Origin of the sequence: Pseudomonas sp. fls2-241-TYG-175, assembly GCF_030209155.1 — a bacterium.
Lineage (GTDB): Bacteria > Pseudomonadota > Gammaproteobacteria > Pseudomonadales > Pseudomonadaceae > Aquipseudomonas > Aquipseudomonas viridiflava.
In genome coordinates this window covers 76,373-101,478 of record NZ_JARVSO010000039.1, presented here as the reverse complement: position 1 = coordinate 101,478, position 25,106 = coordinate 76,373, and the positions used below count along the sequence as shown (strand labels likewise).

Sequence of the window (25,106 nt, the reverse complement as noted above, 5' to 3'; positions counted from 1 at the left end):
TGCACTCTGTTGTTCTCCAGTCATGCGCCCTTCTCCAGTCTTTTTCCTGTCGGGACAAGCTGTTACTGTTAGCGACCCGAAAGCCCAAGTCGCCTGGATCGTGATACGTCCCTTCCTGCTAATCGTCAGTCTGGCCTTGAGCTTCTGCGCCAATGCAGCCATTACCGAAAGTCACGGTTATGCGCAGTTTGGCGTCCTCAAGTACCCGGCCAGCTTCACTCACTTCGACTGGGTCAATCCCGAGGCGCCGAAGGGTGGCACCCTGAGAATGATGGCCTTCGGCACGTTCGACACGCTCAACCCCTACACCTTCAAAGGCACCAGCCCGGTATCGACCGGCAATTTCCTGCAATACGGCGTCAACGAGCTGAACGAGACGCTGATGGTCGGCACCGGGCAGTACGATCCTTCCGGCGATGAGCCGACCTCCAGCTACGGCCTGATCGCCCAGTCTGTCGAATACAGCGAAGACCGCAGTTGGGTGGTATTCAATATCCGCCCTCAGGCACGCTTTCACGACGGCAAGCCGATCACTGCCTACGACGTGGCGTTCTCGTACCGCACGCTGCTCAAGGACGGTCACCCTCAATACCGCACCGCCCTGCAGGAAGTGCAGCGCGTCGACATTCTCGACCGGCACCGCATCCGCTTCGTGTTCAAACGGGCCGGTAATCCGCTGCTGATCCTGCGTCTGGGTGAACTGCCGGTACTGCCACAGCATTACTGGAAGGACCGGGACTTCAAGGCCACCACCTTCGAGCCGCCACTGGGCAGCGGCCCCTATCGCATCACTCGTGTGCAACCGGGGCGCCAGTTGATCTTCGAACGGGTCAAGGATTACTGGGGCAAGGACCTGCCGGTCAACCGCGGCAAGTACAATTTCGACCGCGTTGAAGTGGAGTTCTACCGCGACAACGATGTGGCCTTCGAGGCGTTCAAGGGCGGCGAGTTCGATATCTATATCGAGCATCAGGCGAAAAACTGGGCCAACGGCTACAACTTTCCGGCGGTTGCCAACGGGGACGTGATCAAGGCGCAGATACCGCACCGGATCCCGACCCAGACCCAGGGGTTGTTCATGAACACTCGCCGCGCGGCGTTCGCCGATGTCCGGGTTCGGGAAGCGCTGGGGCTGCTGTTCAACTTCGAATGGACCAACCGTACCCTATTCAGCGATGCCTACGCCCGTTCGACCAGCTACTACCCGAACAGTGAGTTTTCCGCGACCGGGCTGCCAACAGGTGGTGAGTGGCTTGCGCTGGCGCCCTATCGGGACCAACTGCCGCCCAGCCTCTTTACTCAACCATTCATGCCCTCGAAAACCGATGGCGGCGGCATCCCGCGTGAAGCCCTTCGCAAGGCATTGAGCCTGCTGGGCAGCGCAGGCTGGAAGCTCACCGACAGGGGCCTGGTCAACGCCGACAACCAGCCGCTGCGTTTCGAGATCCTGCTGGTCAATCCCAGTCTGGAACGCATTCTATTGCCCTATATCGAAGACCTGCGCCGCCTGGGCATCAATGCGGGCCTGCGCACCGTGGACCGCGCACAGTACAAGCAGCGCCTGGATCGTTTCGACTTCGACATGATCCTCATGACCCTGCAGCAGACGCTCAGCCCAGGCCTGGAGCAGTGGCAGTACTTTCATTCGAGCCAGGCGTCCATCCACGGCAGCAAGAACTACGCAGGTGTCGCCAACCCGGTGGTAGACGGCCTTCTGAACAAACTGCTGGCTGCCCAGACCCGCGATGAGCAGGTGGCCACCGCCCGCGCGCTGGATCGCGTCCTGCTGTCCCAGCACTACAGCATTCCGAACTGGTACCTGAACAATCATCGTCTTGCGTATCGCAATCGATTCGCCATGGTCACCACCCCGCCCTACACCCTGGGGCTGCGTGCGTGGTGGCTCAAGTCTCTGGAGAAGCCCCGATGAACCCTTTGCATTCCCTGCGCCTGCGAACAGCCGCGCTGCTGTTGGCAAGCCTGGCCTGCTCGGTACAGGCTGCACCTCAGCACGCCGTGACGCTGTACGACGAAGCGCCCAAATATCCGGCCGACTTCAAGCACTTCGACTATGTGAACCCGGATGCCCCGAAAGGTGGCACGCTCCGCCAAGCCGGTTTCGGCGGGTTTGACAGCCTGAACCCGTTCATCAACAAGGGGGTGCCTGCAGATGATATCGGTCTGATCTACGACACTCTGGCCCGCGCCAGCCTTGACGAGCCGTTCAGTGAATACGGACTGATCGCTGGCAAGATCGAGAAGGCTCCCGACAACAGCTGGGTGCGTTTCTATCTGCGTCCCGAGGCACGCTTCCACGACGGTCACCCTGTCCGTGCCGAAGACGTGGAGTTCAGCTTCAAGACACTGATGGAGCATGGCTCGCCCATGTACAAAGGCTACTACGCCGATGTCGACCAGGTCGTCGTTGAAGACCCGCTGCGCGTACTGTTCAAGTTCAAGCACAAGGGCAGCCGCGAGATGCCACTGATCCTTGGACAACTGCCGGTATTGCCCAAGCATTTCTGGGCCACACGGGATTTCAGCAAGGGCAATCTGGATTTCCCGCTGGGCAGCGGGCCCTATAAGGTCGTCGATGTAAAAGCCGGGCGTTCAGTGCGCTACGAGCGAGTCAAGGACTACTGGGCCAAGGACCTGCCGATAAACAAGGGCTTTTACAACTTCGACGTGTTGACCACCGATTACTATCGCGACAACACCGTGGCGCTGGAAGCGGGTAAAGCCGGCCAATTCGATTACTGGATAGAAACCAGCGCCAAGAACTGGGCCACGGCGTACAACACACCTGCGGTCAAGGCTGGACGACTCATCCAGGAAGAACTTCCGAACGGCAACCCGACCGGCATGCAGGGCTTCGTGCTCAACCTGCGCAAACCGGTGTTTCAGGACGCTCGCGTGCGCGAGGCATTGACGCTGTTGCTGGATTTCGAATGGACCAACAAGCAATTGTTCAACGGCTCCTACAGCCGCACGAAGAGCTATTTCGACAATTCGGAAATGGCCTCCAGCGGGCTACCCTCCCCCGAAGAGTTGAAAATTCTGGAGCCCCTGCGCGGCAAGATTCCGGACCGGGTGTTCACCGAAGCGTTCACGCTGCCGGTCACCGACGGCAGCGGCATGATCCGTCCGCAGCAGCGTCGCGCCTTTCAACTGCTGCAGGAAGCTGGCTGGAAAATCGTTGATGACAAGATGGTCGACACTCAGGGTAACCCGGTCAAACTGGAGTTCCTGATCGCACAGACCGAGTTCGAACGCATTCTGCTGCCCTACAAACGCAACCTGAGCGATCTGGGTATCGAACTGGTGATCCGCCGCGCCGACGTGTCGCAATACATCAACCGCCTGCGTTCACGTGACTACGACATGATCGTCAGCAGCTTTCCGCAGTCCAGTTCACCCGGTAACGAGCAGCGGGTGTACTTCGACTCGTCCAGCGCTGACAACCCTGGCAGCCGAAATGTCATAGGCCTCAAGGATCCGGCAATCGACACTCTGGTAAGCGGTCTGATCAACGCCGATTCCAGACAAAGCCTGATCACTTACACCAAGGCGCTGGACAGAGTATTGCTGTGGGGGTTCTACGTTGTGCCCAACTGGCACATCAAGACCTGGCGCGTCGCCTACTGGAATCACCTTGACCACCCGAAAGCCAAAGCCTTGTCGGATATCGGCCTGATGACGTGGTGGGCCAAGCCGGATGCACAACCGGCAGTTCCAGCCTCATCCCCCCCTGACCAGACCGCCCCCGCGAGCACGGAGCAATAACATGCTGGCCTATATTCTGCGAAGGCTGCTGCTGATCATTCCGACCCTGTTCGGGATCCTGATCATCAACTTCATCATCATTCAGGCCGCGCCCGGCGGACCTGTCGAGCAGATGATCGCCAAGATCGAAGGCTTCGACGGTGCCACCAGCCGCATTGCCGGCGGTGGCGCGGAGGTTTCGGTAGCGGGTTCGAACTACCGGGGCGCGCAGGGTCTGGATCCGGCGCTGGTCAAGGAAATCGAGCGCATGTACGGCTTCGACAAGTCTGCACCGGAACGCCTGTGGATCATGATCAAGAACTACACCACGCTGGATTTCGGTGACAGCTTCTTCAGGGACGCCAAGGTGATCGACCTGATCGTCGAGAAGATGCCGGTGTCCATTTCCCTCGGGCTATGGAGCACCCTGATCATGTATCTGGTGTCGATCCCGCTGGGTATCGCCAAGGCAACCCGCCACGGCAGCCACTTCGACGTCTGGACCAGTTCGGCAATCATCGTCGGCTACGCGATACCGGCCTTCCTGTTCGCGATTCTGTTGATCGTGGTGTTTTCCGGCGGCAGTTACTTCAACTGGTTCCCCTTGCGCGGGCTGACCTCGAACAACTTCGAGGAGCTGAGCACGGCGGGCAAGATTCTCGATTACTTCTGGCATCTGGTGCTGCCGGTCACTGCGCTGGTGATCGGCAACTTCGCGACCATGACCCTGCTGACCAAGAACAGCTTTCTCGACGAGATCAGCAAACAGTACGTCACCACCGCCAAGGCCAAGGGCCTGAGCAATCACAAAGTGCTTTACGGCCATGTGTTCCGCAACGCGATGCTGCTGGTGATTGCCGGCTTCCCGGCCGCCTTCATGGGCATCTTCTTCACCGGCTCGCTGCTGGTGGAAGTGATCTTCTCCCTGGACGGTCTGGGCCTGATGAGTTTTGAAGCGGCCATCAACCGCGATTACCCCGTGGTGTTTGGCACGCTGTTCATTTTCACCCTGCTGGGTCTGGTGGTGAAGCTGATTGGCGACATCACTTATACGCTGGTAGACCCGCGCATCGACTTTGAAAGCAGGAAGCATTGATATGAAGCTGTCTCCTCTCAATCGCCGCCGCTTCGAACGTTTCAAGGCCAACAAACGCGGCTGGTGGTCACTGTGGCTGTTCCTGCTGCTATTCGGCCTGAGCCTGGGCGCCGAACTGATCGCCAACGACAAGCCGCTGGCCGTGCGTTACGACGGCCAATGGTATTTCCCGGTGCTGGAGCGTTATCCGGAAACCACCTTCGGTGGTGAATTCCCGCTGGAAGCCAACTACAAGAGCCCCTATATCAAGGAGCTGCTGGCGGCCAAGGGCGGCTGGACCCTGTGGGCGCCGATCCCGTTCAGCTACCAGAGCATCAACTATGACCTGAAAGTCCCCGCTCCCGCCCCGCCGTCGCGGGAGAACCTGCTGGGCACTGACGACCAGGGCCGTGATGTGCTGGCACGGGTGATCTACGGTTTCAGAATCTCGGTGTTGTTCGCCCTGACCCTGACCATACTCAGCTCGATCATTGGGGTGGTGGCCGGTGCGCTGCAGGGCTTCTACGGTGGCTGGGTCGATCTGCTGGGCCAGCGGTTTCTGGAAGTCTGGTCCGGGCTGCCGGTGCTCTACCTGCTGATCATTCTGGCCAGTTTCGTGCAGCCCAACTTCTGGTGGCTGCTGGGCATCATGCTGCTGTTCTCCTGGATGGGTCTGGTGGACGTGGTGCGTGCAGAGTTCCTGCGGGGCCGCAACCTGGAATACGTGCGTGCCGCCCGCGCACTGGGCATGGAGAACGGCGCGATCATGTTCCGTCACATCCTGCCCAACGCCATGGTATCGACCATGACCTTCATGCCGTTCATTCTCACGGGTGCGATCGGCACCCTGACAGCACTGGACTTCCTGGGCTTCGGCCTGCCTGCCGGATCGCCTTCGCTGGGCGAACTGGTCGCGCAGGGCAAATCCAACCTGCAGGCCCCCTGGCTGGGGATCAGCGCCTTTGCGGTGCTGGCCCTGATGCTGAGCCTGCTGGTGTTCATCGGCGAATCCGCCCGCGATGCTTTCGACCCAAGGAAATAAGATGAACAATGACAATCTGATCGAAATCCGCGATCTGGCGGTCGAGTTCGTGACGGGCGACTCGCGGCAACGGGTGGTCGAGAACATCAGTTTCGATATCCGGCGTGGCGAAACCCTGGCGCTGGTCGGTGAAAGTGGCTCGGGCAAATCCGTGACTGCGCACTCGATCCTGCGTCTGCTGACCTACCCCATCGCCAGCCATCCCAGCGGCACCATCCGTTATGCGGGCGACGACCTGCTGAAGGTCGAAGAGAAAAAGTTGCGCTCGATCCGTGGCAACCGCATCGCCATGATTTTCCAGGAGCCGATGACCTCGCTGAACCCGCTGCATTCAGTGGAAAAGCAGATCAACGAAGTCTTGGGCCTGCACAAGGGCCTGACCGGCAAGGCGGCCACTGAGCGCACGTTGGAGCTGCTGGATCTGGTTGGCATACCAGAGCCGCGCAAGCGCCTCAAAGCGCTACCACACGAGCTGTCAGGCGGCCAGCGCCAGCGTGTCATGATCGCCATGGCCCTGGCCAACGAACCTGAGCTATTGATTGCCGACGAGCCGACGACCGCGCTCGATGTGACCGTGCAGCTGAAAATCCTCGAATTGCTCAAGCATTTGCAGGCGCGGCTGGGCATGGCGCTGCTGCTGATCAGCCACGATTTGAACGTTGTGAGGCAAATAGCCAACCGAGTATGTGTCATGCAGCGCGGTTGCATCGTCGAACAGGCATCGTGCGAAGAGCTGTTCCGTTCACCACAGCACCCGTACACCAAAGTGTTGCTCAGCGCAGAGCCCAGCGGCGGTCCTTCAACCAACCCCGCAGGTGCTCCGCTGCTCGAGGTCGAAGACCTGAAAGTCTGGTTTCCGATCAAGAAAGGCCTGCTCAAGCGCACCGTCGATCACGTCAAGGCGGTCGACGGTATCCGTTTCAGCCTGCCGGAAGGGCAAACACTGGGGATCGTGGGTGAAAGCGGATCGGGCAAATCGACGCTGGGCCTGGCGATTCTCAGGCTCATCGGTAGCGAAGGCACCATACGTTTCAGGGGCAAACCGCTAGACTCCCTGTCGCAGCAACAGGTCCGTCCGTTGCGCAGACAGATGCAGGTGGTGTTCCAAGACCCGTTTGGCAGCCTGAGCCCACGCATGTCGGTGAGTGATATCGTTGGCGAAGGCCTGCGCATTCACAACATGGGGACGGCCGCCGAGCAGGAAACGGCGATCATCGAAGCACTCAGGGAAGTAGGTCTGGATCCGGAAACCCGGCACCGCTACCCTCACGAGTTCTCTGGTGGTCAGCGACAGAGGATCGCCATTGCCCGGGCCCTGGTGCTCAAGCCGGCACTGATACTGCTGGATGAGCCGACTTCGGCGCTCGACCGGACAGTGCAGCGCCAGGTGGTCGAGCTGCTTCGCTCGCTGCAAACCAAGTACAACCTGACTTATTTGTTCATCAGCCATGACCTGGCTGTCGTCAAAGCGCTGAGCCACCAACTGATGGTGGTCAAGCAAGGCCAAGTGGTCGAACAGGGTGCGGCGCAGGCTATTTTTGCCGCACCGCAACATCCTTATACACAGCAGCTTCTGGAAGCCGCCTTTTTGGCACCAGTCGCTGTCGATTAACCTGAAGAGGAACAACACATGGGTTTTCTCGCCGGTAAGCGCGTCCTGATCGTCGGTGTCGCCAGTAAACTGTCCATCGCATCCGGCATCGCTGCCGCCATGCATCGTGAAGGTGCAGAGCTTGCTTTCACCTACCAGAACGACAAACTCAAGGGTCGTGTCGAAGAGTTCGCCGCAGGCTGGGGCTCGGGCCCTGAACTGTGCTTCCCTTGCGACGTGGCCAGCGACGAAGAGATCAACAAGGTCTTCGAAGAGCTGAGCAAGAAGTGGGACGGCCTGGACGTGATCGTCCACTCGGTAGGTTTCGCGCCGGGCGACCAGCTCGATGGCGACTTCACCGAAGCCACCACCCGTGAGGGCTTCCGCATCGCTCACGACATCAGCGCCTACAGCTTCGTGGCACTGGCCAAGGCCGGCCGCGAAATGATGAAAGGCCGCAATGGCAGCCTGCTGACCCTGTCGTACCTGGGCGCAGAGCGCACCATGCCTAACTACAACGTGATGGGCATGGCCAAGGCGAGTCTGGAAGCCGGTGTTCGTTACCTGGCTGGCAGCCTCGGTCCTGAAGGCACGCGCGTCAACGCGGTTTCGGCAGGTCCGATCCGTACGCTGGCAGCGTCGGGCATCAAGAACTTCCGCAAGATGCTGGCCGCCAACGAAGCGCAGACCCCTCTGCGTCGCAACGTGACCATCGACGAAGTCGGCAACGCAGGCGCGTTCCTGTGCTCCGATCTGGCCTCGGGCATCAGCGGTGAGATCATGTACGTCGACGGCGGCTTCAACACCACCGCGATGGGCAACATCGAAGAGTGACAGGCGGGTGCCGCTCATTGCGAGCGGCACTTTCCGGGGTACAAAAAGAAGGCCGCTCAGTGAGCGGCCTTCTTTTTTGGCTTCTGCAAAGGGTCAGGTCGTTTCCGACCTGACCCTGCATGACACCGGGCTTAGAACTTCTCGATCTTCGCCTTGCTTTCCAGCTGCGCACGGAACGCTGCGAAATCCTGCTGACCAGCACGCGACGCGAGGAAGCGGCGGTATTGCGCCTTTTCCGCGTCAGTCGGTGCAGCCGCCTGATTCACACCATTGAGACGCACGATCACAAAGCTGCCATCGGCTGCAGTCTGGCTGGTGTATTCCGGCTTGTCCTTGCCAGTCGGCTTGGGCATGCGGAACAGCGCCTGCAGCACGGCAGGATCGACACCTTCCTGACTGCGGGTGACCGCCTCCACGACTTTCCACTCATGGCCTTCCTGCTTCGCCGCCAGCGGGATCTTGCCGTCACGCAGGCCGGCCAGCAGAGCCTCACCCTTGGCCTTGGCCGCAGCACTTGCGTGCTCCTTGACCAACTGGGCACGAATGGCACTGGCAACGCTTTCAAGCGGCAGCTGCTGTGGCTGCAGATGCTCTTTGGCACGCACCACCACTACGGTCTCCGGATCCAGCTCCAGCGTGTTGCTGTTGGAACCTTCTTCCAGAACTTCCGGGCTGAACGCAGCCTGGATGACCGCACGGTTGGCCGTCAGACCTTCGCCGCCTTCACGACCGAATGGCGCGGTAGTCTGAACCTTGAGGCCCAGATCCTGAGCCGGCTGGGTCAGATCAGACGATTCGAACGCCGAATCTTCCAGTTGCTTGGTCACTTCGACGAACTTCTGCTCGACCTGCTGCGACTTGAGGTCGTTGGTCAGCTTGTCTTTCAGGCTTGCGAAGGTCGGCACCGAAGGGGCTTCAACACCCAGCAGCTTGATCAGATGCCAGCCGAAGTCGGTGCGCACAGGTTGCGAAACCTGGTCCTTGTTCAAGCCGTACAATGCGTCTTCGAATGCAGGGTCGTAAACACCCTTGCCTGCATAGCCCAGATCACCACCCTTGCTTGACGAACCCGGGTCCTGCGAGAACTCCTTGGCCAGCGCGGCAAAGTCCTCACCCTTGGCCAGACGCTGCTGAATTTCTTCAATCTTCGCCTTGGCCTGCTCATCGCTGAGCTTGTCGTTCACTTCGATCAGGATGTGCGCAGCGCGACGCTGCTCGGCGAGGTTGGCGATCTCTTTCTGATAGGCCGCCTGCAAGTCTTCATCCTTGACCTGCACCTTGTCGAAGAAGGCAGACTTCTTCAACTCGATGTAGTCGAGCACGACCTGCTCGGGACTCATGAACTCTTTGGCGTGCTCGTCGTAGTGAGCCTTGACCTCGTCGTCGGTGACTTTGACTGCCGAAGGATCGGCCGGCAGGGTCAACGAAGCGAAATCACGGGTCTGTTTTTCCAGACGGGCAAAGGCATCGACCTGAGCGTCGGTCACGAACGCACTGCCTGCGACACCGGCACGGACCTGACCGATGAGCATTTCCTGACCCAGCATCTGGCGGAATTGCATGCGGCTGTAGCCCAGCTGACGAATCACCTGATCGAAACGGTCTGCGCTGAATTTGCCATCAACCTGAAATTCAGGCGTCTGCAAAAGCTGCTGATCCAGTGCCGCATCGGAAAAGGAGAATTTGGAGTCGGCTGCGCCCTGCAGCAGCAGCTTGCGGTCGATCAGCCCTTTGAGAGCGGACTCGCGCAGCAGCTTCTCGTCCAGCATTGCAGGATCGAAATCCTTGCCCAGCTGTTGAGAGAGTTGCTGGGCCAACTGACGGCGTTGCATGTCCACGGCCTGGCTCAGCTCGTTCTGAGAGATGTCCTCGCCATTGACCTCGGCAGCGTTCTGCTTGTTGCTGGTAGCGGTAAACATTGCCTCGATGCCGGTGAAGGCCATCAATGCGACGATGATTCCGATGATTGTCTTGGCAATCCAGCCCTGTGAATTGTCCCTGATGTTCTGCAGCATTGCGTCCCCCAAAACGGTTGAACTGACTAACCAACCGCGGAGCGTGGGTAGAAAGCGGATAGAAGAAAGGCGCATCCGAGGATGCGCCTTCTCGTAACTGACGGAGCGGAAGGGCTCGAACCCTTCGGCGTTGCAACCGACTGCACCACCGCTCCGCTACTGGATCAGAACAGCACCGATCCAGCGGGCAAAGGCATAAAGAGGCTTAGTTGACAGCTTCTTTCAGGGCTTTACCGGCTTTGAAACCTGGTTTTTTAGCAGCAGCGATTTCCAGCGTCTTGCCAGTCTGAGGATTACGACCGGTGCGCGCAGGACGATCTGTAACGGAGAACGTACCAAAGCCAACCAAAACAACCGAGTCGCCAGCCTTCAGAGCGCCAGTGACGGATTCGATCACTGCGTCCAGCGCACGGCCAGCAGCAGCTTTCGGGATATCAGCAGATGCAGCGATAGCATCAATCAGTTCCGACTTGTTCACTCTAAGTCCCCTTATCTCTATTTTGAGTATGTTTCTAAGTTTTAGGTGTTAAGCAAAACGAGCGCTGGAAGGCCTGCCGGACTTGCTTCAAAGAGCCGCTTTATAACAAGGGCTCTAAAAAGCTGTCAAGGAAGCCTGCCAGACTTAATGCGTGCTAATTCTTTCCTTAGAGTCAGACTCGCGTTTTTCATCCTTTGCAACGAGATCAGGAGCCACATCCGGCAAGGGCTCCGGGGCGTATTGCAGCGCAATTTGCAGGACTTCGTCAATCCATTTAACCGGCTTTATCTGAAGATCCTGTTTGATATTGTCAGGAATTTCCTTCAAATCGCGTACATTTTCTTCAGGAATGATCACGGTCTTGATTCCACCACGGTGCGCAGCCAGAAGTTTTTCCTTCAGACCACCGATGGCAAGCACCTGACCCCGCAGGGTAATTTCACCCGTCATTGCCACATCGGCACGCACCGGAATCTGGGTCAATGCCGACACTAGCGCCGTGCACATGCCTACACCCGCGCTTGGGCCGTCTTTAGGCGTAGCACCCTCAGGCATGTGGATATGCGTGTCGTGCTTCTCGTGGAAGTCCGCAGAAATGCCCAGGCTGCGAGCACGGCTGCGCACGACGGTCTGGGCTGCCGTGATGGATTCGACCATCACATCACCCAGCGAACCGGTCTTGATCAACTGACCCTTGCCGGGTACGACAGCCGCCTCAATGGTCAACAGCTCACCGCCTACCTGAGTCCAGGCAAGGCCCGTTACCTGACCGATCTGATCCTGCTGCTCGGCAAGGCCATAACGGAACTTGCGCACGCCCAGGAAGTGCTCGAGCATGTCGGCAGTGACGTGAACGGCAAAGCGTTTTTCCAGTGCATGCTCTTTGACCGCCTTGCGGCAGACCTTGGCAATCTGGCGTTCCAGCCCGCGCACGCCCGCTTCACGGGTGTAGTAACGGATGATGTCGCGGATCGCTTCCTCGTCGAATTCGATCTCGCCCTTCTTCAGACCGTTTGCCTGAATCTGCTTCGGCGAAAGGTATTTGACGGCGATGTTGATCTTCTCGTCTTCGGTGTAGCCCGGCAAACGAATGACTTCCATCCGGTCCAGCAGCGCTGGCGGGATGTTCATCGAGTTCGAGGTGCACAGGAACATCACGTCCGACAGGTCGTAGTCGACCTCAAGGTAGTGGTCGTTGAAGTTGTGGTTCTGCTCGGGGTCCAGGACCTCCAGCAAAGCCGACGCCGGATCGCCACGCATGTCACTGCCCATCTTGTCGATTTCATCGAGCAGGAACAGTGGGTTGCGCACGCCAACCTTCGTCATCTTTTGTATCAATCTTCCTGGCATCGAACCGATATAAGTCCGGCGATGACCACGAATTTCAGCCTCGTCACGCACGCCACCCAGGGCCATACGCACGAACTTGCGATTGGTTGCGTTGGCAATCGACTCGGCGAGCGAGGTTTTACCCACACCCGGTGGACCTACCAGGCACAACACAGGACCGCGAATCTTCTTCACGCGCTTCTGCACGGCGAGGTACTCAAGGATGCGCTCCTTGACCTCATCCAGACCGTAGTGGTCGGCATCCAGAATGGCTTCGGCACGGGCCAGATCCAGACGCACCTTGCTCTGGGCCTTCCACGGCACCTGAACCAGCCAGTCGATGTAGGAACGTACGACGGTGGCCTCGGCAGACATCGGCGACATCTGCTTCAGCTTGTTCAGCTCGGCAGTGGCCTTGGTCAGCGCATCCTTTGGCAGGCCCGCGGCATCGATACGCTTTTTCAGCTCTTCGATTTCGTTGTGGCCTTCATCGCCATCACCCAGTTCTTTCTGAATGGCCTTCATCTGCTCATTCAGGTAGTACTCGCGCTGGCTGCGCTCCATTTGTTTCTTGACGCGACCGCGGATGCGCTTCTCGACCTGCAACAGGTCGATTTCAGCGTCCAGCAGCGCCAGCACGTGTTCGACACGGGCCGACAGGTCGATAATCTCGAGGATGTCCTGCTTCTGCTCGATCTTGAGCGCCATATGGGCTGCCATGGTGTCTACCAGACGGCCAGGCTCATCGATGCTGTTGAGCGACGACAGGACTTCTGCAGGGACTTTCTTGCCCAGTTGCACGTACTGCTCGAACTGAGCCAGCAGGCTGCGGACAAAGACTTCGGATTCACGATCCGGGGCGTCTACTTCGTCGATCAGCGCGACTTCGGCGCGGTAATGACCGTCGACCTCGATGAAACGCTCGACAGAACCACGTTGCTCACCCTCGACCAGCACCTTGACGGTGCCATCGGGCAATTTGAGCAACTGCAATACGGTTGCAATGGTGCCGACGCTATAAAGAGCCTGCTCATCAGGATCATCGTCAGCAGGGTTTCTTTGCGCGAGCAACAGGATCTGTTTATCACCCGTCATCGCTGCCTCAAGGGCTTCGATAGACTTCTCGCGCCCCACGAACAGCGGGATAACCATGTGCGGATAAACCACGACATCACGCAATGGCAAAAGAGGCAATTCGATGGTGGTCTTCATGATTTCGCCTCTACAGCGGCCAAACGGCCGGGACAGATGGAATTAGCTTGAAGCCAAGATGGGGGTAGCGTTCGAAAAAAACAAGCCCCATGGGCTGCGGCCCTCTCAGGTTCGCCCTCTTCTACAAGACGAACGGGAGTGCCGGAAATGCAAAAGGGGACCCTGAGGGCCCCCTTTCGTGTCTCTTCACGTGTGACGACAGTGCCGTTACGCGTCAGGAGCGACCTTTGCAGGCGGCTCGCTGTTTTCGTAGATCAGCAGCGGCTTGGACGAGCCATCGATCACGCTTTCGTCGATCACCACCTTGCTAACGTCGCTCTGCGACGGGATCTCGTACATGGTGTCGAGCAACACGCCTTCCAGAATAGAGCGCAGGCCACGGGCACCGGTCTTGCGCTCCAGCGCACGACGGGCAACCGATTTCAGCGCATCGGTGCGGAATTCGAGGTCCACACCTTCCATCTCGAACAGCTTGGCGTACTGCTTGGTCAGCGCGTTCTTCGGCTCGGTGAGAATCTGCATCAACGCAGCCTCGTCCAGCTCGTCCAGCGTTGCCAGAACCGGCAGACGGCCCACGAATTCAGGGATCAGACCGAACTTGACCAGATCGTCAGGCTCGACTTCACGCAGGGATTCGCCAACCTTCTTGCCCTCTTCCTTGCTGCGGACTTCGGCGTTGAAACCGATGCCGCCGCGCGTGGAGCGGTTCTGAATGACCTTTTCCAGGCCCGAGAAGGCGCCACCACAGATAAACAGAATGTTGCGCGTGTCCACCTGCAGGAATTCCTGCTGTGGATGCTTGCGGCCACCCTGAGGCGGAACCGAAGCCACCGTGCCTTCGATCAGTTTCAGCAAGGCTTGCTGCACGCCTTCGCCCGAAACGTCACGCGTAATCGAAGGGTTGTCGGATTTGCGCGAAATCTTGTCGATTTCATCGATGTAGACGATACCCATCTGGGCCTTCTCTACGTCGTAATCACATTTCTGCAACAGCTTCTGAATAATGTTTTCCACGTCCTCACCCACATAACCGGCTTCGGTCAGGGTGGTGGCGTCGGCGATGGTGAACGGTACATTGAGCAGACGGGCCAGTGTTTCAGCCAGCAGCGTCTTGCCGGAACCCGTAGGGCCGATCAGCAGGATGTTGCTCTTGCCCAGTTCCACATCGTCATTTTTCTTGTCGCGCTGGTTCAGACGCTTGTAGTGGTTGTAAACCGCTACCGCGAGAACCTTTTTGGCACGTTCCTGACCAATCACGTACTGGTCAAGGATGCCGCTGATTTCTTTGGGCGAAGGCAATTTATGCGCGCTGCTTTCGGCCTGTGCTTCCTGCACCTCCTCGCGGATGATGTCATTGCACAGGTCGACGCACTCGTCGCAGATAAAGACCGAGGGGCCGGCAATCAATTTGCGCACTTCATGCTGGCTTTTGCCACAGAAGGAGCAATAGAGCAGTTTGCCGTTGTCCTCGCCGTTGCGGGTGTCAGTCATTCGATCGATCCAAATCCGATAGGCTTGCAACACAAGATGAAGGCTATTGCGGGCTTTTTCAAGTCCGCAGGCGGTCGGTTGCACCGACCCCCTACATTTTGAGGTGCTTAGGCAGGCATTTGACGCTTGTTGATCACCGAGTCGATCAGGCCGTATTCGGCCGCACGCTCTGCGCTCATGAAGTTGTCACGCTCGGTATCGCGCTCGATGGTCTCGAGGCTCTGGCCGGTGTGATGCGCCAGCAACGAGTTCAGGCGGTGACGAATGTGCAGGATTTCCTTGGCATGGATGTCGATGTCCGACGCCTGACCCTGGAAACCGCCCAATGGCTGGTGAATCATCATGCGCGAGTTCGGCAGGCAGTGACGCTTGCCCTCGGCACCGCCAGCCAGCAGGAACGCACCCATGCTGCACGCCTGACCGATACAGATGGTCGACACGTCAGGCTTGATGAACTGCATGGTGTCGTAGATCGACATGCCCGCAGTCACCGAACCGCCCGGTGAGTTGATGTAGAGATGGATATCCTTGTCCGGGTTTTCCGCTTCAAGGAAGAGCAGTTGCGCCGCGATAAGGTTGGCCATGTAGTCCTCTACCGGACCAACCATAAAGATCACCCGCTCCTTGAGAAGGCGCGAATAGATGTCATAGGCGCGTTCGCCACGGGCGGACTGCTCGATAACCATCGGGACCAGGCCGCCAGCGGCCTGGATGTCAGAGTTCTGCTGAATATAAGAATTGCGGGACATGTCCTGCATTCACTCCCAAATAGTCGAGTCTTGAATACGCACAAGCCAGCGCGAAGGCTGGCTTGTGGGTGTTTTCGAACGAAAAGAGAAATCAGTCGGCTTTTGGAGCTTCCACCGGCTTGACAGCTTCTTCGTAGGAGACCGATTTGTCGGTCACGCTAGCTTTCTGCAAAACAGTATCTACAACTTGCTCTTCAAGCACAACAGAACGTACTTCGTTCATTTGCTGCTCGTTCTTGTAGTACCAGGCCACAACCTGCTCCGGCTCCTGGTAGGCCGAGGCCATTTCCTGGATCAGATCACGAACGCGGGCATCGTCAGGCTTGAGGTCGAACTGCTTGACCACTTCAGCAACGATCAGACCCAGCTCGACGCGGCGCTTGGCCTGCTCTTCGAACAGCTCGGCCGGCAGCTGGTCAGGCTTGATGTTGCCACCAAACTGCTGAACCGCTTGAACGCGCAGACGGTTGACTTCATTTTCCAGCAGCGCCTTAGGCACTTCGATCGGGTTGGAGGCCAGCAGACCGTCCATTACCTGATTCTTGACCTTGGATTTGATGGCCTGACGCAGCTCACGCTCCATGTTCTTGCGAACTTCGGCGCGGAAACCGTCGATGCCGGTTTCCTTGATACCGAACTGCTTGAAGAACTCTTCGTTCAGCTCAGGCAGCTTTGGCTCGGAAACGGTGTTGACGGTGACAGTGAACTCGGCAGCCTTACCAGCCAACTCCAGGTTCTGGTAATCCTCAGGGAAGGTCACGTTCAGAACGCGCTCTTCACCGGCCTTGGCGCCAACCAGACCGTCTTCGAAGCCAGGGATCATGCGGCCGGAACCCAGAACCAGCTGGGTGCCAGTGGCAGAACCGCCAGCGAATGCTTCGCCGTCGACCTTGCCCACGAAATCGATGTTCAGCTGATCTTCGTTCTGAGCGGCACGATCGGTCTCTTCAAAACGAACGTTCTGCTTGCGCAGCACTTCCAGCATGTTGTCCAGATCGCTGTCGGCCACGTCGGCAGACAGACGCTCTACAGCGATGCTGTCGAAGCCGGCAACGGTGAATTCCGGGAAGACTTCGAAAGTCGCCACGTATTCCAGATCCTTGCCTTTTTCGAAGGATTTTGGCTCTACAGCAGGTGCGCCAGCCGGGTTGAGCTTCTGCTCAACGACAGCTTCGTAGAAAGTAGCCTGAATCAGATCGCCCAGCGCTTCCTGACGCGCGCCGTCTTCGTAACGCTGGCGGATCACGCTCATAGGCACTTTGCCAGGGCGGAAGCCCGGGATCTTGGCTTTACGTGCGGTCTGCTGCAGACGCTTGTTGACTTCAGTCTCGATGCGTTCGGCAGGCACGCCAATGGTCATGCGGCGCTCAAGAGCGGAAGTATTTTCAACAGAAACTTGCATGGATATTCCTCGTTGCACAGACGTTAGCCGGCCGTTTCCGACCCCAGAATCAAGGGCATGCATTCTAGTGGGTCAAACTCAAGAAGTCACCCTACTGAAAAAGGGCGGTTTAAGAGGAAGGAATCGGACCGCCGACGAGCACGGACCACAAAGGCCTCGCACTGCAGGCGATGCGTCTGGCACGGCCTTCTATATAAGGAAGCCTGTGTACCGGATCACTACCGACTCCATCCGCGTAGCGCGCCTCGCTCGACCGACGGCAGCAGGCCTTCGGACCAGCGAAACGGTAAAACCAATACGTTGAAACAAAAAAAGCCGCACTAGGCGGCTTTTTTGTTGCAACCGAAGCGTTTCCACTCAGGCTGTTTGTATCTTGGTGCGGACGGAGAGACTCGAACTCTCACACCTTTCGGCGCTGGAACCTAAATCCAGTGTGTCTACCAATTCCACCACATCCGCGCTACAAGCTTTTAAAGCAAAGGCGCCAGATTATAAATCTGGCGCCTTTCTTAATATGGGGTGGACGAAGGGGATCGAACCCTCGACAACAGGAGTCACAATCCTGTGCTCTACCAACTGAGCTACGCCCACCATATTGCATGTGACCAGTACATCTTTACTTGCTGTGCCAAAGCTGCCTTGAATGGCGCACCCGGCAGGACTCGAACCTGCGACCATCCGCTTAGAAGGCGGATGCTCTATCCAGCTGAGCTACGGGCACTTATATAATCTGTATTCTTTTACGATCACAAATTAAAAGGCTTTCAATCACACCGAGCTGATTTGCAACTCTGCCTGACCTAATCAACCAGTGCTAGCTTAACCAGTGCTGGGCTCTGCCCGGCAAGTGCGACGAATCTTATAGACGCCCCCTGAGGTCGTCAACTCTTTTTTGAAAAAAATTCAGTTAGATAAAGGGGTTAGCGGAATATGCTGACCAAGCGTCTTTGCCCTCGCGCCATGTCATGCGAGAATGCGCGCTCATTTTATTTCCTCTCGATGGTTAATCACGCGTCATGACTGCAAAACTAATCGACGGCAAAGCGATCGCCGCCAGCCTGCGCCAGCAGATCGCCAAACGTGTCGCCGAACGTAGCCAGCAAGGCCTGCGTACGCCGGGCCTCGCGGTGATTCTGGTGGGCAGCGACCCCGCCTCCCAGGTGTATGTCTCCCACAAGCGCAAGGACTGTGAAGAAGTCGGCTTCATCTCCCAGGCCTACGACCTGCCCGCAGCCACCACTCAGGTTGCACTGACCGAGCTGATCGATCGCCTCAATGAAGACGCTGCCGTCGACGGCATCCTGCTGCAACTGCCCCTGCCCGAGCATCTGGACGCTTCGCTGTTGCTGGAGCGCATCCGCCCCGACAAGGACGTGGATGGTTTCCATCCTTATAACGTCGGCCGTCTGGCTCAGCGCATTCCCCTGCTGCGCCCGTGCACGCCGAAAGGCATCATGACCCTGCTGGAAAGTACCGGCGTCGATCTGTACGGGATGGACGCGGTCGTCGTGGGTGCCTCCAACATTGTCGGTCGTCCGATGGCAATGGAGTTGCTGCTGGGTGGCTGCACCGTCACTGTGACTCACCGTTTCACCAAGGATCTGGCTGGCCATGTCGGCCGCGCCGATCTGGTCGTGGTTGCCGCTGGCAAGCCAGGCCTTGTGAAAGGCGAGTGGATCAAACCTGGCGCCATCGTGATCGATGTCGGTATCAACCGTCAGGCCGATGGCAAGCTGGTCGGCGACGTGGTCTATGAAACCGCCCTGCCCCGCGCCGGCTGGATCACGCCTGTGCCGGGCGGCGTCGGCCCCATGACCCGCGCCTGCCTGCTGGAAAACACCCTGTACGCCGCCGAGACGCTGCACAGCTGATACCGCTTTTCAGCAGCAAAAAAAAACGGCACCCGAGGGTGCCGTTTTTTGTACTTCAAGAACGCTTATTTTTTCCCGGCTTCCCAGCTTTTCAGCAGGTCGGAGTAGGCAATGGTTTCGCCTTTCGGTTTCTCGTTGGCCAGCTTGCGCTGAGGTGCGAGGAACTTGCCGCCGCTGTTCTCGGCCTTGCTGTACCACTCTTCAGCCGTGGTTTCCGGGTTCATCTTCGGCGCACAACCGCTGGCATCCTGAACCTTGGAGCGTTCGATGCGCGTCATGATCGCATCCTGATCCTTGGCCAGTCCGTCCAGCGCTGCCTGAGCGGTCTTCTCACCCGTCACAGCTTCAGCCACATGGCTCCACCACAACTGGGCCAGCTTCGGATAGTCCGGAACGTTGGTGCCGGTTGGCGACCACTGCACGCGGGCCGGGCTGCGGTAGAACTCGACCAGACCACCCAGCTTGGGTGCCAGCGCAGTCATTTCCTTGGAGTTGATGTCCGATTCACGAATCGGCGTCAGGCCGACGATGGTTTTCTTCAGCGACACCGACTTGGAGGTCACGAACTGCGCATAGAGCCAGGCTGCGTTACGCTTTTTCTCTTCGGTGGACTTGAGGAAAGTCCATGAACCCACGTCCTGGTAGCCCAGCTTCATGCCTTCTTTCCAGTACGGGCCCTTGGGCGAAGGCGCCATGCGCCATTTCGGAGTGCCATCGGCGTTCATTACCGGCAGGCCAGGCTTGGTCATGTCGGCAGTGAATGCGGTGTACCAGAAGATCTGCTGCGCAACCTCGCCCTGCGATGGAACAGGCCCCGACTCGGAGAAGGTCATGCCTGCCGCTTGCGGCGGTGCATAGGCTTTCAGCCAGTCGATGTATTTCTGGGTAGCAAAGACCGCTGCCGGACCGTTGGTGTCGCCACCACGGGTGATGCTGGAGCCGACCGGATGGCAGGCTTCAACGCGAATACCCCATTCATCCACAGGCAAGCCGTTGGGCAGACCCTTGTCGCCACTGCCGGCCATGGAGAACCAGGCATCGGTGAAGCGCCAGCCCAGCGATGGATCTTTCTTGCCGTAATCCATGTGGCCATAGACCCGCTTGCCGTCGATGGTTTTCACGTCTTCGCTGAAGAACTTGGCGATATCTTCATAGGCCGACCAGTTCACCGGAACGCCCAGCTCGTAGCCGTATTTGTCCTTGAACTGCTTTTTCAGGTCTGCGCGATCGAACCAGTCGGCGCGGAACCAGTAAAGGTTGGCAAATTGCTGGTCGGGCAGCTGATACAGCTTGCCGTCCGGTGCAGTGGTGAAGGAAGTGCCGATGAAGTCCTTCAGGTCCAGCGTAGGAGAAGTGACTTTGGCACCCTCGGCACTGGCCATCAGGTCGGTCAGCGACAGCGCTTTACCGTAACGGAAGTGCGTACCGATCAGGTCAGAGTCGTTGACCCAGCCGTCATAGATGCTTTTGTCAGACTGCATGGCGGTCTGCAGCTTCTCGATGACGTCGCCTTCCTGAAGCAGGTCGTGAGTGACCTTGATCCCGGTAATTTCGGTAAATGCCTTGGCCAGGGTCTTGGATTCATATTCGTGGGTCGTCAGGGTTTCCGATACCACTTTGATGTCCATGCCACGGAACGGCTCGGCAGCCTTGATGAACCACTCAAGCTCTTTCAACTGCTCGGCATCGGAAAGCGTGGTCGGCTTGAATTCGCTGGCCGCCCACTTCTTTGCCGCATCCTCGTACTGATCCGCCCAGGCTGAAACGCTCAGCCCACTGAGCATGATCATGGTTGCCAACGTCACGCTATGTTGCAGCTTGTTTTTCTTATTGAACATAGACACCTCAAGAGTTGCTTCTTATGTAGTCCCGCTTTTCGAATACCGCCAGCCGTCGTGCGGACAATCACGCCCGCCCGCCTGCTAACCCCAACGCATCACCACCAACAGCCACACCAGAGAGGCCCCCGAAGCGACCCAGATACTCCAGTCGGTCGCGCCGATCACCATAAGATGCAGATAAGCACTGCCCAACAGCCCGATGAACAGCCGGTCGCCACGTGTGGTGGCAATCGGCAGAAACCCGCGGCGCTCGATACTGGCCGAGCGCAGCTCCCATAACGTCATTCCCACCAACAGCAACGCGATACTGCCGAAGAAGGCCGCGGTGGGCAGTGTCCAGGACATCCACTCCATTTTTCGTCTCCTCAGACACGGCCAAGGGCAAAGCCCTTGACCACGTGGTTGCGAACAAACCAGATCACCAACATGCCCGGCAGAATGGTCAGCACACCGGCCGCAGCCAGCACACCCCAATCGATACCGGACGCCGAGACCGTACGTGTCATGACCGCGGCAATCGGCTTGGCATTGACCGAGGTCAGGGTGCGCGCCAGCAGCAGCTCGACCCAGGAAAACATGAAGCAGAAGAACGCCGTGACACCAATCCCCGAGCCAATCAGCGGGATGAAAATCTTGCCGAAGAACTTGGGAAAGCTGTAACCGTCGATGTAGGCAGTCTCATCGATCTCCTTCGGGACACCCGACATGAAGCCTTCCAGAATCCATACCGCCAGCGGCACGTTGAACAGGCAATGCGCCAGAGCCACAGCGATGTGCGTGTCAAACAGACCGATCGACGAATACAGCTGGAAAAACGGCAGCAGAAACACAGCCGGTGGCGCCATGCGGTTGGTCAGCAGCCAGAAGAACAGGTGCTTGTCGCCGAGGAAACGATAGCGTGAAAACGCGTAGGCCGCTGGCAACGCGACACTCAGCGATATCACGGTATTCAGGCACACGTAGTACAGCGAGTTGATGTAGCCGCTGTACCAGCTCTCGTCGGTGAAGATCACCTTGTAGTTGGCCAGGGTGAAATCCTGAGGCCACAGGGTCAGACCGCCGAGGATCTCGGTGTTGGTCTTGAACGACATGTTGACCAGCCAGTAGATCGGCACCAGCAGAAAGAGCAGGTAAATCAACATCGGTATGGCTTTGCGCAGACTCATGACCCGGCCCTCAATTCTTTTCACTGTGGGTCATGGCGGTGTAGAACACCCACGACACCAGCAGAATGATCAGGAAATACACCAGCGAGAAAGCAGCCGCCGGACCCAGGTCGAACTGCCCGAGCGCCATGGTCGTCAGGGTCTGGCTGAGGAAGGTGGTGGAGTTGCCCGGACCGCCGCCGGTGAGCACGAACGGCTCGGTGTAGATCATGAAGCTGTCCATGAACCGCAGCATCACGGCGATCAGCAGCACGCTTTTCATCTTCGGCAATTGAATGTGCCGGAAGATTGCCCAGCTCGACGCCCGGTCGATCCGCGCCGCCTGATAGTAGACGTCCGGAATGGCCCGAAGCCCCGAGTAGCTCAGCAATGCCACCAGCGAGGTCCAGTGCCAGACATCGATGACCAGCACCGTGACCCAGGCATCCGACGCATTGGCCGCGTAGTTGTAGTTGATGTGCAGAATGTTGTTCAGCGTGTAACCCAGCAACCCGATGTCACCACGGCCGAAGATCTGCCAGATGGTGCCGACCACGTTCCAGGGAATCAGCAGCGGGATGGTCATCAGGATCAGGCAGACCGTCGACCAGCGCCCCTTGGTCGGCATGCACAGCGCGACCGCGATGCCGAGCGGAATCTCGATCAGCAGCACGCTGCCCGAGTAAATGAACTGACGCAGCAGCGAGTCGTGCAGACGCGGGTCCTGCAGGACCTGCCTGAACCAGTCGGTGCCGACAAAGTAACGGCTGGACTGGTCGAAGATGTCCTGCACCGAGTAGTTGACCACGGTCATCATCGGAATGATGGCGCTGAAGGCCACCAGCAGGAACACCGGCAGCACCAGCCACCAGGCCTTGTTGTTCTGGACCTTGTTATTCATGGCAGGTCTCGCTCTGGAGTGGGCTCAAGCAGGAAGTCATCGGCGTACACCATCAGCCACTGCGCCGGAAAACTGATCCACGCCTGACCTTGCGGCACCGGCTTGTCTTCGGGCATGCGCACCTTGATCTTCTGCCCGGCCAGCGACAGGGTCAGAATCTTGTAAGTGCCCAGATCCTCGACGTAGACCACCTCGGCGCACATCGCTTCCTCGTAGGGGCCGTCCCAGACGTGCACGAACTCGGGGCGAATGCCGATTTTCAGACTGGTAAACGAGGTACGTGCGATCTGCTGCTGCAACAGGCCGGACAGCGGCACGTGAACGTCGCCAAAACCGACGCCGTCACCCTGTGGCTGCACGTCGATGAGGTTCATGCCGGGACTGCCGATGAAATAGCCGACAAAGGTGTGCCGGGGCTTCTCGAACAGTTCACGCGGGGTGCCGAACTGGACGATCTGGCCGCCGTACATCACCGCGATCTTGTCGGCGAAGGTCGAGGCCTCCAACTGGTCGTGGGTGACGTAGACCATGGTGATGTTGAACTGCTCGTGAATCTGCTTGAGCTTGCGGCGCAGCTTCCATTTCAGGTGCGGGTCGATGACCGTCAGCGGCTCGTCGAACAGGATGGCCGAAACGTCATCACGTACCAGCCCGCGCCCCATGGACACTTTCTGTTTTTCATCCGCCGTCAGGTTGCGCGCCTTCTTTTTCAGCAATGGCTGCAGATCCAGCACTTCGGCGATTTCATTGACCTTGGCGAGAATGCGCGCCTTGTCCATGCCCTGGTTGCGCAATGGAAAGGCCAGGTTATCGAACACGGTCATGGTGTCGTAGATCACCGGAAACTGGAAAACCTGAGCGATGTTGCGGTGTTCGGGCGGCAGTTCGTTGACCACTTTGGAGTCGAACAGCACCTGCCCCTGCGACGGGCTCAGCAGGCCGGAAATAATGTTGAGCAAGGTCGACTTGCCGCAGCCGGAAGGCCCGAGCAGCGCATACGCCCCGCCCTGCTCCCAGATATGGCTCATCTCGCGAATCGCGTAATCATCAGGCCCAGGGTTGGCGCTGTAACTGTGCGCCAGGTTCTGCAATCGGATCTCGGCCATCAGGCAACCCTCGACATGCGCAGGCCCGGCGCCTGGATAAGGCCGCCCTGCTGATCGAACACGAAAAGTTTGTGGGTCGGGATGTACACCCGGATCGGCGCATCGACGTCGTAGGCGTGAACGCCCGGCAGATGCAGCACCAGCGAGAACAGCTCGTTGCGCACGTGCAGGAAGGTTTCCGAGCCGCTGATTTCGGCCAGCTCCACGGTCACGGCCAGCTCGAGGTCATCGTCGTTGGACGGCACCAGACTGAGGTGGCTGGGCCGCACGCCAAAGCGGTACTCACCATCACCGATGGCGCGCAGGTCGACGTTGAGCGGGAAATGCACGAAGTTGGCGAAGCTCACCTCGTTACCATCGATGCGCCCCGGCATGAGGTTGATCGGCGGTTCCGAGAACAGCTCGGCAGCCAGCACGGTGGCGGGCTTGTGATAGACCTCAGGGGTCTTGCCGCTCTGCACCACCCGACCTTCATGCAGGATGGTGGTCGTACCGCCCAGCGCCAGCGCTTCGTTGGGTTCGGTGGTGGCGTAGATGGCGATGGTATGGCGAGCGGCGAAAAGCTCGCGCATCTCCTGACGCAGCTCTTCGCGCAGCTTGTAGTCGAGGTTGACCAGCGGCTCGTCGAACAGGATCAGTTCGGCATCCTTGACCAGCGCCCGGGCCATCGCGGTGCGCTGCTGCTGGCCGCCGGACAGTTCAAGGGGATGGCGCTGCAGAAACTTCTCGATGCGCAGCATTTTCGCGGTTTCGTGGACGCGGCTGTGGATAACGTCCTTGGACATGCCCGCCTGACGCAGCGGCGAGGCGATGTTTTCGAATACCGTCATGCTCGGGTAATTGATGAACTGCTGGTAAACCATCGAGACGTTGCGCAGGCGAACCGGACGATGGGTGACATCGACCCCGTTCATCAGCACTCGCCCGCTGTCGGGTTTGTCCAGCCCGGCCATCAGGCGCATCAGGCTGGTTTTGCCTGACAGGGTTCGCCCCAGCAGAACGTTGAAGGATCCTGGCTCAAAGCTCAGGGACGCGTCGTCGATCCATAGTTGGCCATCGACTGCGCGACTGACGTGCTCCAGCGTGAGAGACATGGCGTGCCCTTTGTTGTTTTTTTAAGGGTAATGCGTGACTGGTGTGCAGATAGCGACATTCGTGCCAGTTCTGCCAAAACCGCGCCAAGGCCCGTCCCAGAGCATTCGCCCGGTTTCATTGGGCGAAAGCCGCTTCGCAGCTGAACAAAAATGAACAGTAAACGCTGA

At 58.4% G+C, this 25,106-nt stretch carries 19 protein-coding genes and 3 tRNA genes; 7 read left to right on the top strand and 15 right to left on the bottom strand.

Annotated elements, in window-relative coordinates:
* The first annotated feature begins 100 nt into the window (after positions 1 to 100).
* The 6 genes from QRN20_RS22965 to fabI are packed head-to-tail and all read left to right on the top strand — an operon-like array spanning position 101 to position 8,304.
* On the top strand, positions 101 to 1,930 hold the full coding sequence (locus QRN20_RS22965) for an extracellular solute-binding protein (RefSeq protein WP_029241490.1): 1,830 nt from the start codon (positions 101 to 103) through the stop codon (positions 1,928 to 1,930).
* Complete coding sequence (locus tag QRN20_RS22960; RefSeq protein WP_004883917.1) at positions 1,927 to 3,783, top strand: extracellular solute-binding protein; 1,857 nt, start codon at positions 1,927 to 1,929, stop codon at positions 3,781 to 3,783. The genes QRN20_RS22965 and QRN20_RS22960 overlap by 4 nt, the downstream gene beginning before the upstream one ends.
* A gap of 1 nt (position 3,784) precedes the next feature.
* On the top strand, positions 3,785 to 4,858 hold the full coding sequence (locus tag QRN20_RS22955) for a microcin C ABC transporter permease YejB (protein WP_004883916.1): 1,074 nt from the start codon (positions 3,785 to 3,787) through the stop codon (positions 4,856 to 4,858).
* A 1-nt stretch (position 4,859) separates the two neighbouring features.
* Complete coding sequence (locus QRN20_RS22950) at positions 4,860 to 5,879, top strand: ABC transporter permease (RefSeq protein ID WP_069144549.1); 1,020 nt, start codon at positions 4,860 to 4,862, stop codon at positions 5,877 to 5,879.
* Position 5,880: 1 nt separating this feature from the next.
* Positions 5,881 to 7,491 carry an ABC transporter ATP-binding protein gene (locus QRN20_RS22945; protein ID WP_122606351.1) on the top strand — a complete coding sequence of 537 codons (1,611 nt, stop codon included), beginning with the start codon at positions 5,881 to 5,883 and terminating at the stop codon, positions 7,489 to 7,491.
* Between the two features lie 18 nt (positions 7,492 to 7,509).
* Entirely contained in the window at positions 7,510 to 8,304 is a 795-nt protein-coding gene (fabI, locus tag QRN20_RS22940) for an enoyl-ACP reductase FabI (protein ID WP_024687900.1), read from the top strand.
* Between the two features lie 131 nt (positions 8,305 to 8,435).
* Here fabI and QRN20_RS22935 read toward each other — a convergent pair whose 3' ends face one another.
* The 9 genes from QRN20_RS22935 to QRN20_RS22895 all read right to left on the bottom strand — a co-directional run bounded on the left by QRN20_RS22935 (position 8,436) and on the right by QRN20_RS22895 (position 17,701).
* Positions 8,436 to 10,319, bottom strand: a complete 1,884-nt coding sequence (locus QRN20_RS22935) for a SurA N-terminal domain-containing protein (RefSeq protein ID WP_029241487.1) — start codon at positions 10,317 to 10,319, stop codon at positions 8,436 to 8,438.
* 205 nt (positions 10,320 to 10,524) lie between these two features.
* A complete protein-coding gene (locus QRN20_RS22930; protein WP_004883906.1) occupies positions 10,525 to 10,797 on the bottom strand; it encodes an HU family DNA-binding protein in 273 nt (90 codons plus the stop codon).
* 144 nt (positions 10,798 to 10,941) lie between these two features.
* A complete protein-coding gene (lon, locus tag QRN20_RS22925; protein WP_025995947.1) occupies positions 10,942 to 13,338 on the bottom strand; it encodes an endopeptidase La in 2,397 nt (798 codons plus the stop codon).
* A gap of 207 nt (positions 13,339 to 13,545) precedes the next feature.
* Positions 13,546 to 14,829: an ATP-dependent Clp protease ATP-binding subunit ClpX gene (gene clpX, locus QRN20_RS22920; RefSeq protein ID WP_024687896.1), complete on the bottom strand. Its 1,284-nt coding sequence runs from the start codon at positions 14,827 to 14,829 to the stop codon at positions 13,546 to 13,548.
* A 107-nt stretch (positions 14,830 to 14,936) separates the two neighbouring features.
* A complete protein-coding gene (clpP, locus tag QRN20_RS22915; RefSeq protein ID WP_002552734.1) occupies positions 14,937 to 15,578 on the bottom strand; it encodes an ATP-dependent Clp endopeptidase proteolytic subunit ClpP in 642 nt (213 codons plus the stop codon).
* A gap of 91 nt (positions 15,579 to 15,669) precedes the next feature.
* Positions 15,670 to 16,980 carry a trigger factor gene (tig, locus tag QRN20_RS22910; RefSeq protein WP_004883903.1) on the bottom strand — a complete coding sequence of 437 codons (1,311 nt, stop codon included), beginning with the start codon at positions 16,978 to 16,980 and terminating at the stop codon, positions 15,670 to 15,672.
* Positions 16,981 to 17,354: 374 nt separating this feature from the next.
* Positions 17,355 to 17,439 (bottom strand) — tRNA-Leu (locus tag QRN20_RS22905).
* A 56-nt stretch (positions 17,440 to 17,495) separates the two neighbouring features.
* Positions 17,496 to 17,571, bottom strand: a tRNA-His gene (locus tag QRN20_RS22900).
* 53 nt (positions 17,572 to 17,624) lie between these two features.
* Positions 17,625 to 17,701, bottom strand: a tRNA-Arg gene (locus QRN20_RS22895).
* A 295-nt stretch (positions 17,702 to 17,996) separates the two neighbouring features.
* Between QRN20_RS22895 and folD the strand changes: the two genes are divergently transcribed.
* Positions 17,997 to 18,851, top strand: coding sequence for a bifunctional methylenetetrahydrofolate dehydrogenase/methenyltetrahydrofolate cyclohydrolase FolD (gene folD / locus QRN20_RS22890; RefSeq protein WP_004883900.1), 855 nt, complete (start codon positions 17,997 to 17,999; stop codon positions 18,849 to 18,851).
* Positions 18,852 to 18,916: 65 nt separating this feature from the next.
* Here folD and QRN20_RS22885 read toward each other — a convergent pair whose 3' ends face one another.
* The 6 genes from QRN20_RS22885 to QRN20_RS22860 form a co-directional block, all read right to left on the bottom strand.
* Positions 18,917 to 20,689: an ABC transporter substrate-binding protein gene (locus QRN20_RS22885; RefSeq protein ID WP_004883899.1), complete on the bottom strand. Its 1,773-nt coding sequence runs from the start codon at positions 20,687 to 20,689 to the stop codon at positions 18,917 to 18,919.
* An 84-nt stretch (positions 20,690 to 20,773) separates the two neighbouring features.
* Positions 20,774 to 21,046 carry a DUF2160 domain-containing protein gene (locus QRN20_RS22880; protein WP_122606349.1) on the bottom strand — a complete coding sequence of 91 codons (273 nt, stop codon included), beginning with the start codon at positions 21,044 to 21,046 and terminating at the stop codon, positions 20,774 to 20,776.
* Positions 21,047 to 21,057: 11 nt separating this feature from the next.
* On the bottom strand, positions 21,058 to 21,858 hold the full coding sequence (locus tag QRN20_RS22875) for a carbohydrate ABC transporter permease (protein ID WP_004883897.1): 801 nt from the start codon (positions 21,856 to 21,858) through the stop codon (positions 21,058 to 21,060).
* A gap of 10 nt (positions 21,859 to 21,868) precedes the next feature.
* Positions 21,869 to 22,738 (bottom strand): carbohydrate ABC transporter permease, encoded by an 870-nt coding sequence (locus tag QRN20_RS22870; protein WP_004883896.1) that lies wholly within the window; start codon positions 22,736 to 22,738, stop codon positions 21,869 to 21,871.
* Positions 22,735 to 23,844, bottom strand: coding sequence for an ABC transporter ATP-binding protein (locus tag QRN20_RS22865; protein ID WP_029241484.1), 1,110 nt, complete (start codon positions 23,842 to 23,844; stop codon positions 22,735 to 22,737). The genes QRN20_RS22870 and QRN20_RS22865 overlap by 4 nt, the downstream gene beginning before the upstream one ends.
* The gene (locus tag QRN20_RS22860; protein ID WP_069144555.1) at positions 23,844 to 24,938 is read right to left on the bottom strand and encodes an ABC transporter ATP-binding protein; all 1,095 of its coding nucleotides are present in this window, start codon (positions 24,936 to 24,938) and stop codon (positions 23,844 to 23,846) included. Before QRN20_RS22860 ends, QRN20_RS22865 begins: the two co-directional genes overlap by 1 nt.
* Positions 24,939 to 25,106 lie beyond the last annotated feature (168 nt).

Excerpts from the sequence above, each read along its gene's own strand:
- clpX (WP_024687896.1), bottom strand. The coding sequence starts at position 14,829 with ATGACTGACACCCGCAACGGCGAGGACAACGGCAAACTGCTCTATTGC.
- QRN20_RS22865 (WP_029241484.1), bottom strand. The coding sequence starts at position 23,844 with ATGGCCGAGATCCGATTGCAGAACCTGGCGCACAGTTACAGCGCCAAC.
- tig (WP_004883903.1), bottom strand. The coding sequence starts at position 16,980 with ATGCAAGTTTCTGTTGAAAATACTTCCGCTCTTGAGCGCCGCATGACC.
- QRN20_RS22870 (WP_004883896.1), bottom strand. The coding sequence starts at position 22,738 with ATGAATAACAAGGTCCAGAACAACAAGGCCTGGTGGCTGGTGCTGCCG.
- QRN20_RS22860 (WP_069144555.1), bottom strand. The coding sequence starts at position 24,938 with ATGTCTCTCACGCTGGAGCACGTCAGTCGCGCAGTCGATGGCCAACTA.
- QRN20_RS22950 (WP_069144549.1), top strand. The coding sequence starts at position 4,860 with ATGAAGCTGTCTCCTCTCAATCGCCGCCGCTTCGAACGTTTCAAGGCC.
- QRN20_RS22945 (WP_122606351.1), top strand. The coding sequence starts at position 5,881 with ATGAACAATGACAATCTGATCGAAATCCGCGATCTGGCGGTCGAGTTC.
- QRN20_RS22885 (WP_004883899.1), bottom strand. The coding sequence starts at position 20,689 with ATGTTCAATAAGAAAAACAAGCTGCAACATAGCGTGACGTTGGCAACC.
- fabI (WP_024687900.1), top strand. The coding sequence starts at position 7,510 with ATGGGTTTTCTCGCCGGTAAGCGCGTCCTGATCGTCGGTGTCGCCAGT.
- QRN20_RS22880 (WP_122606349.1), bottom strand. The coding sequence starts at position 21,046 with ATGGAGTGGATGTCCTGGACACTGCCCACCGCGGCCTTCTTCGGCAGT.
- folD (WP_004883900.1), top strand. The coding sequence starts at position 17,997 with ATGACTGCAAAACTAATCGACGGCAAAGCGATCGCCGCCAGCCTGCGC.
- QRN20_RS22875 (WP_004883897.1), bottom strand. The coding sequence starts at position 21,858 with ATGAGTCTGCGCAAAGCCATACCGATGTTGATTTACCTGCTCTTTCTG.
- QRN20_RS22960 (WP_004883917.1), top strand. The coding sequence starts at position 1,927 with ATGAACCCTTTGCATTCCCTGCGCCTGCGAACAGCCGCGCTGCTGTTG.
- QRN20_RS22955 (WP_004883916.1), top strand. The coding sequence starts at position 3,785 with ATGCTGGCCTATATTCTGCGAAGGCTGCTGCTGATCATTCCGACCCTG.
- QRN20_RS22935 (WP_029241487.1), bottom strand. The coding sequence starts at position 10,319 with ATGCTGCAGAACATCAGGGACAATTCACAGGGCTGGATTGCCAAGACA.
- lon (WP_025995947.1), bottom strand. The coding sequence starts at position 13,338 with ATGAAGACCACCATCGAATTGCCTCTTTTGCCATTGCGTGATGTCGTG.
- clpP (WP_002552734.1), bottom strand. The coding sequence starts at position 15,578 with ATGTCCCGCAATTCTTATATTCAGCAGAACTCTGACATCCAGGCCGCT.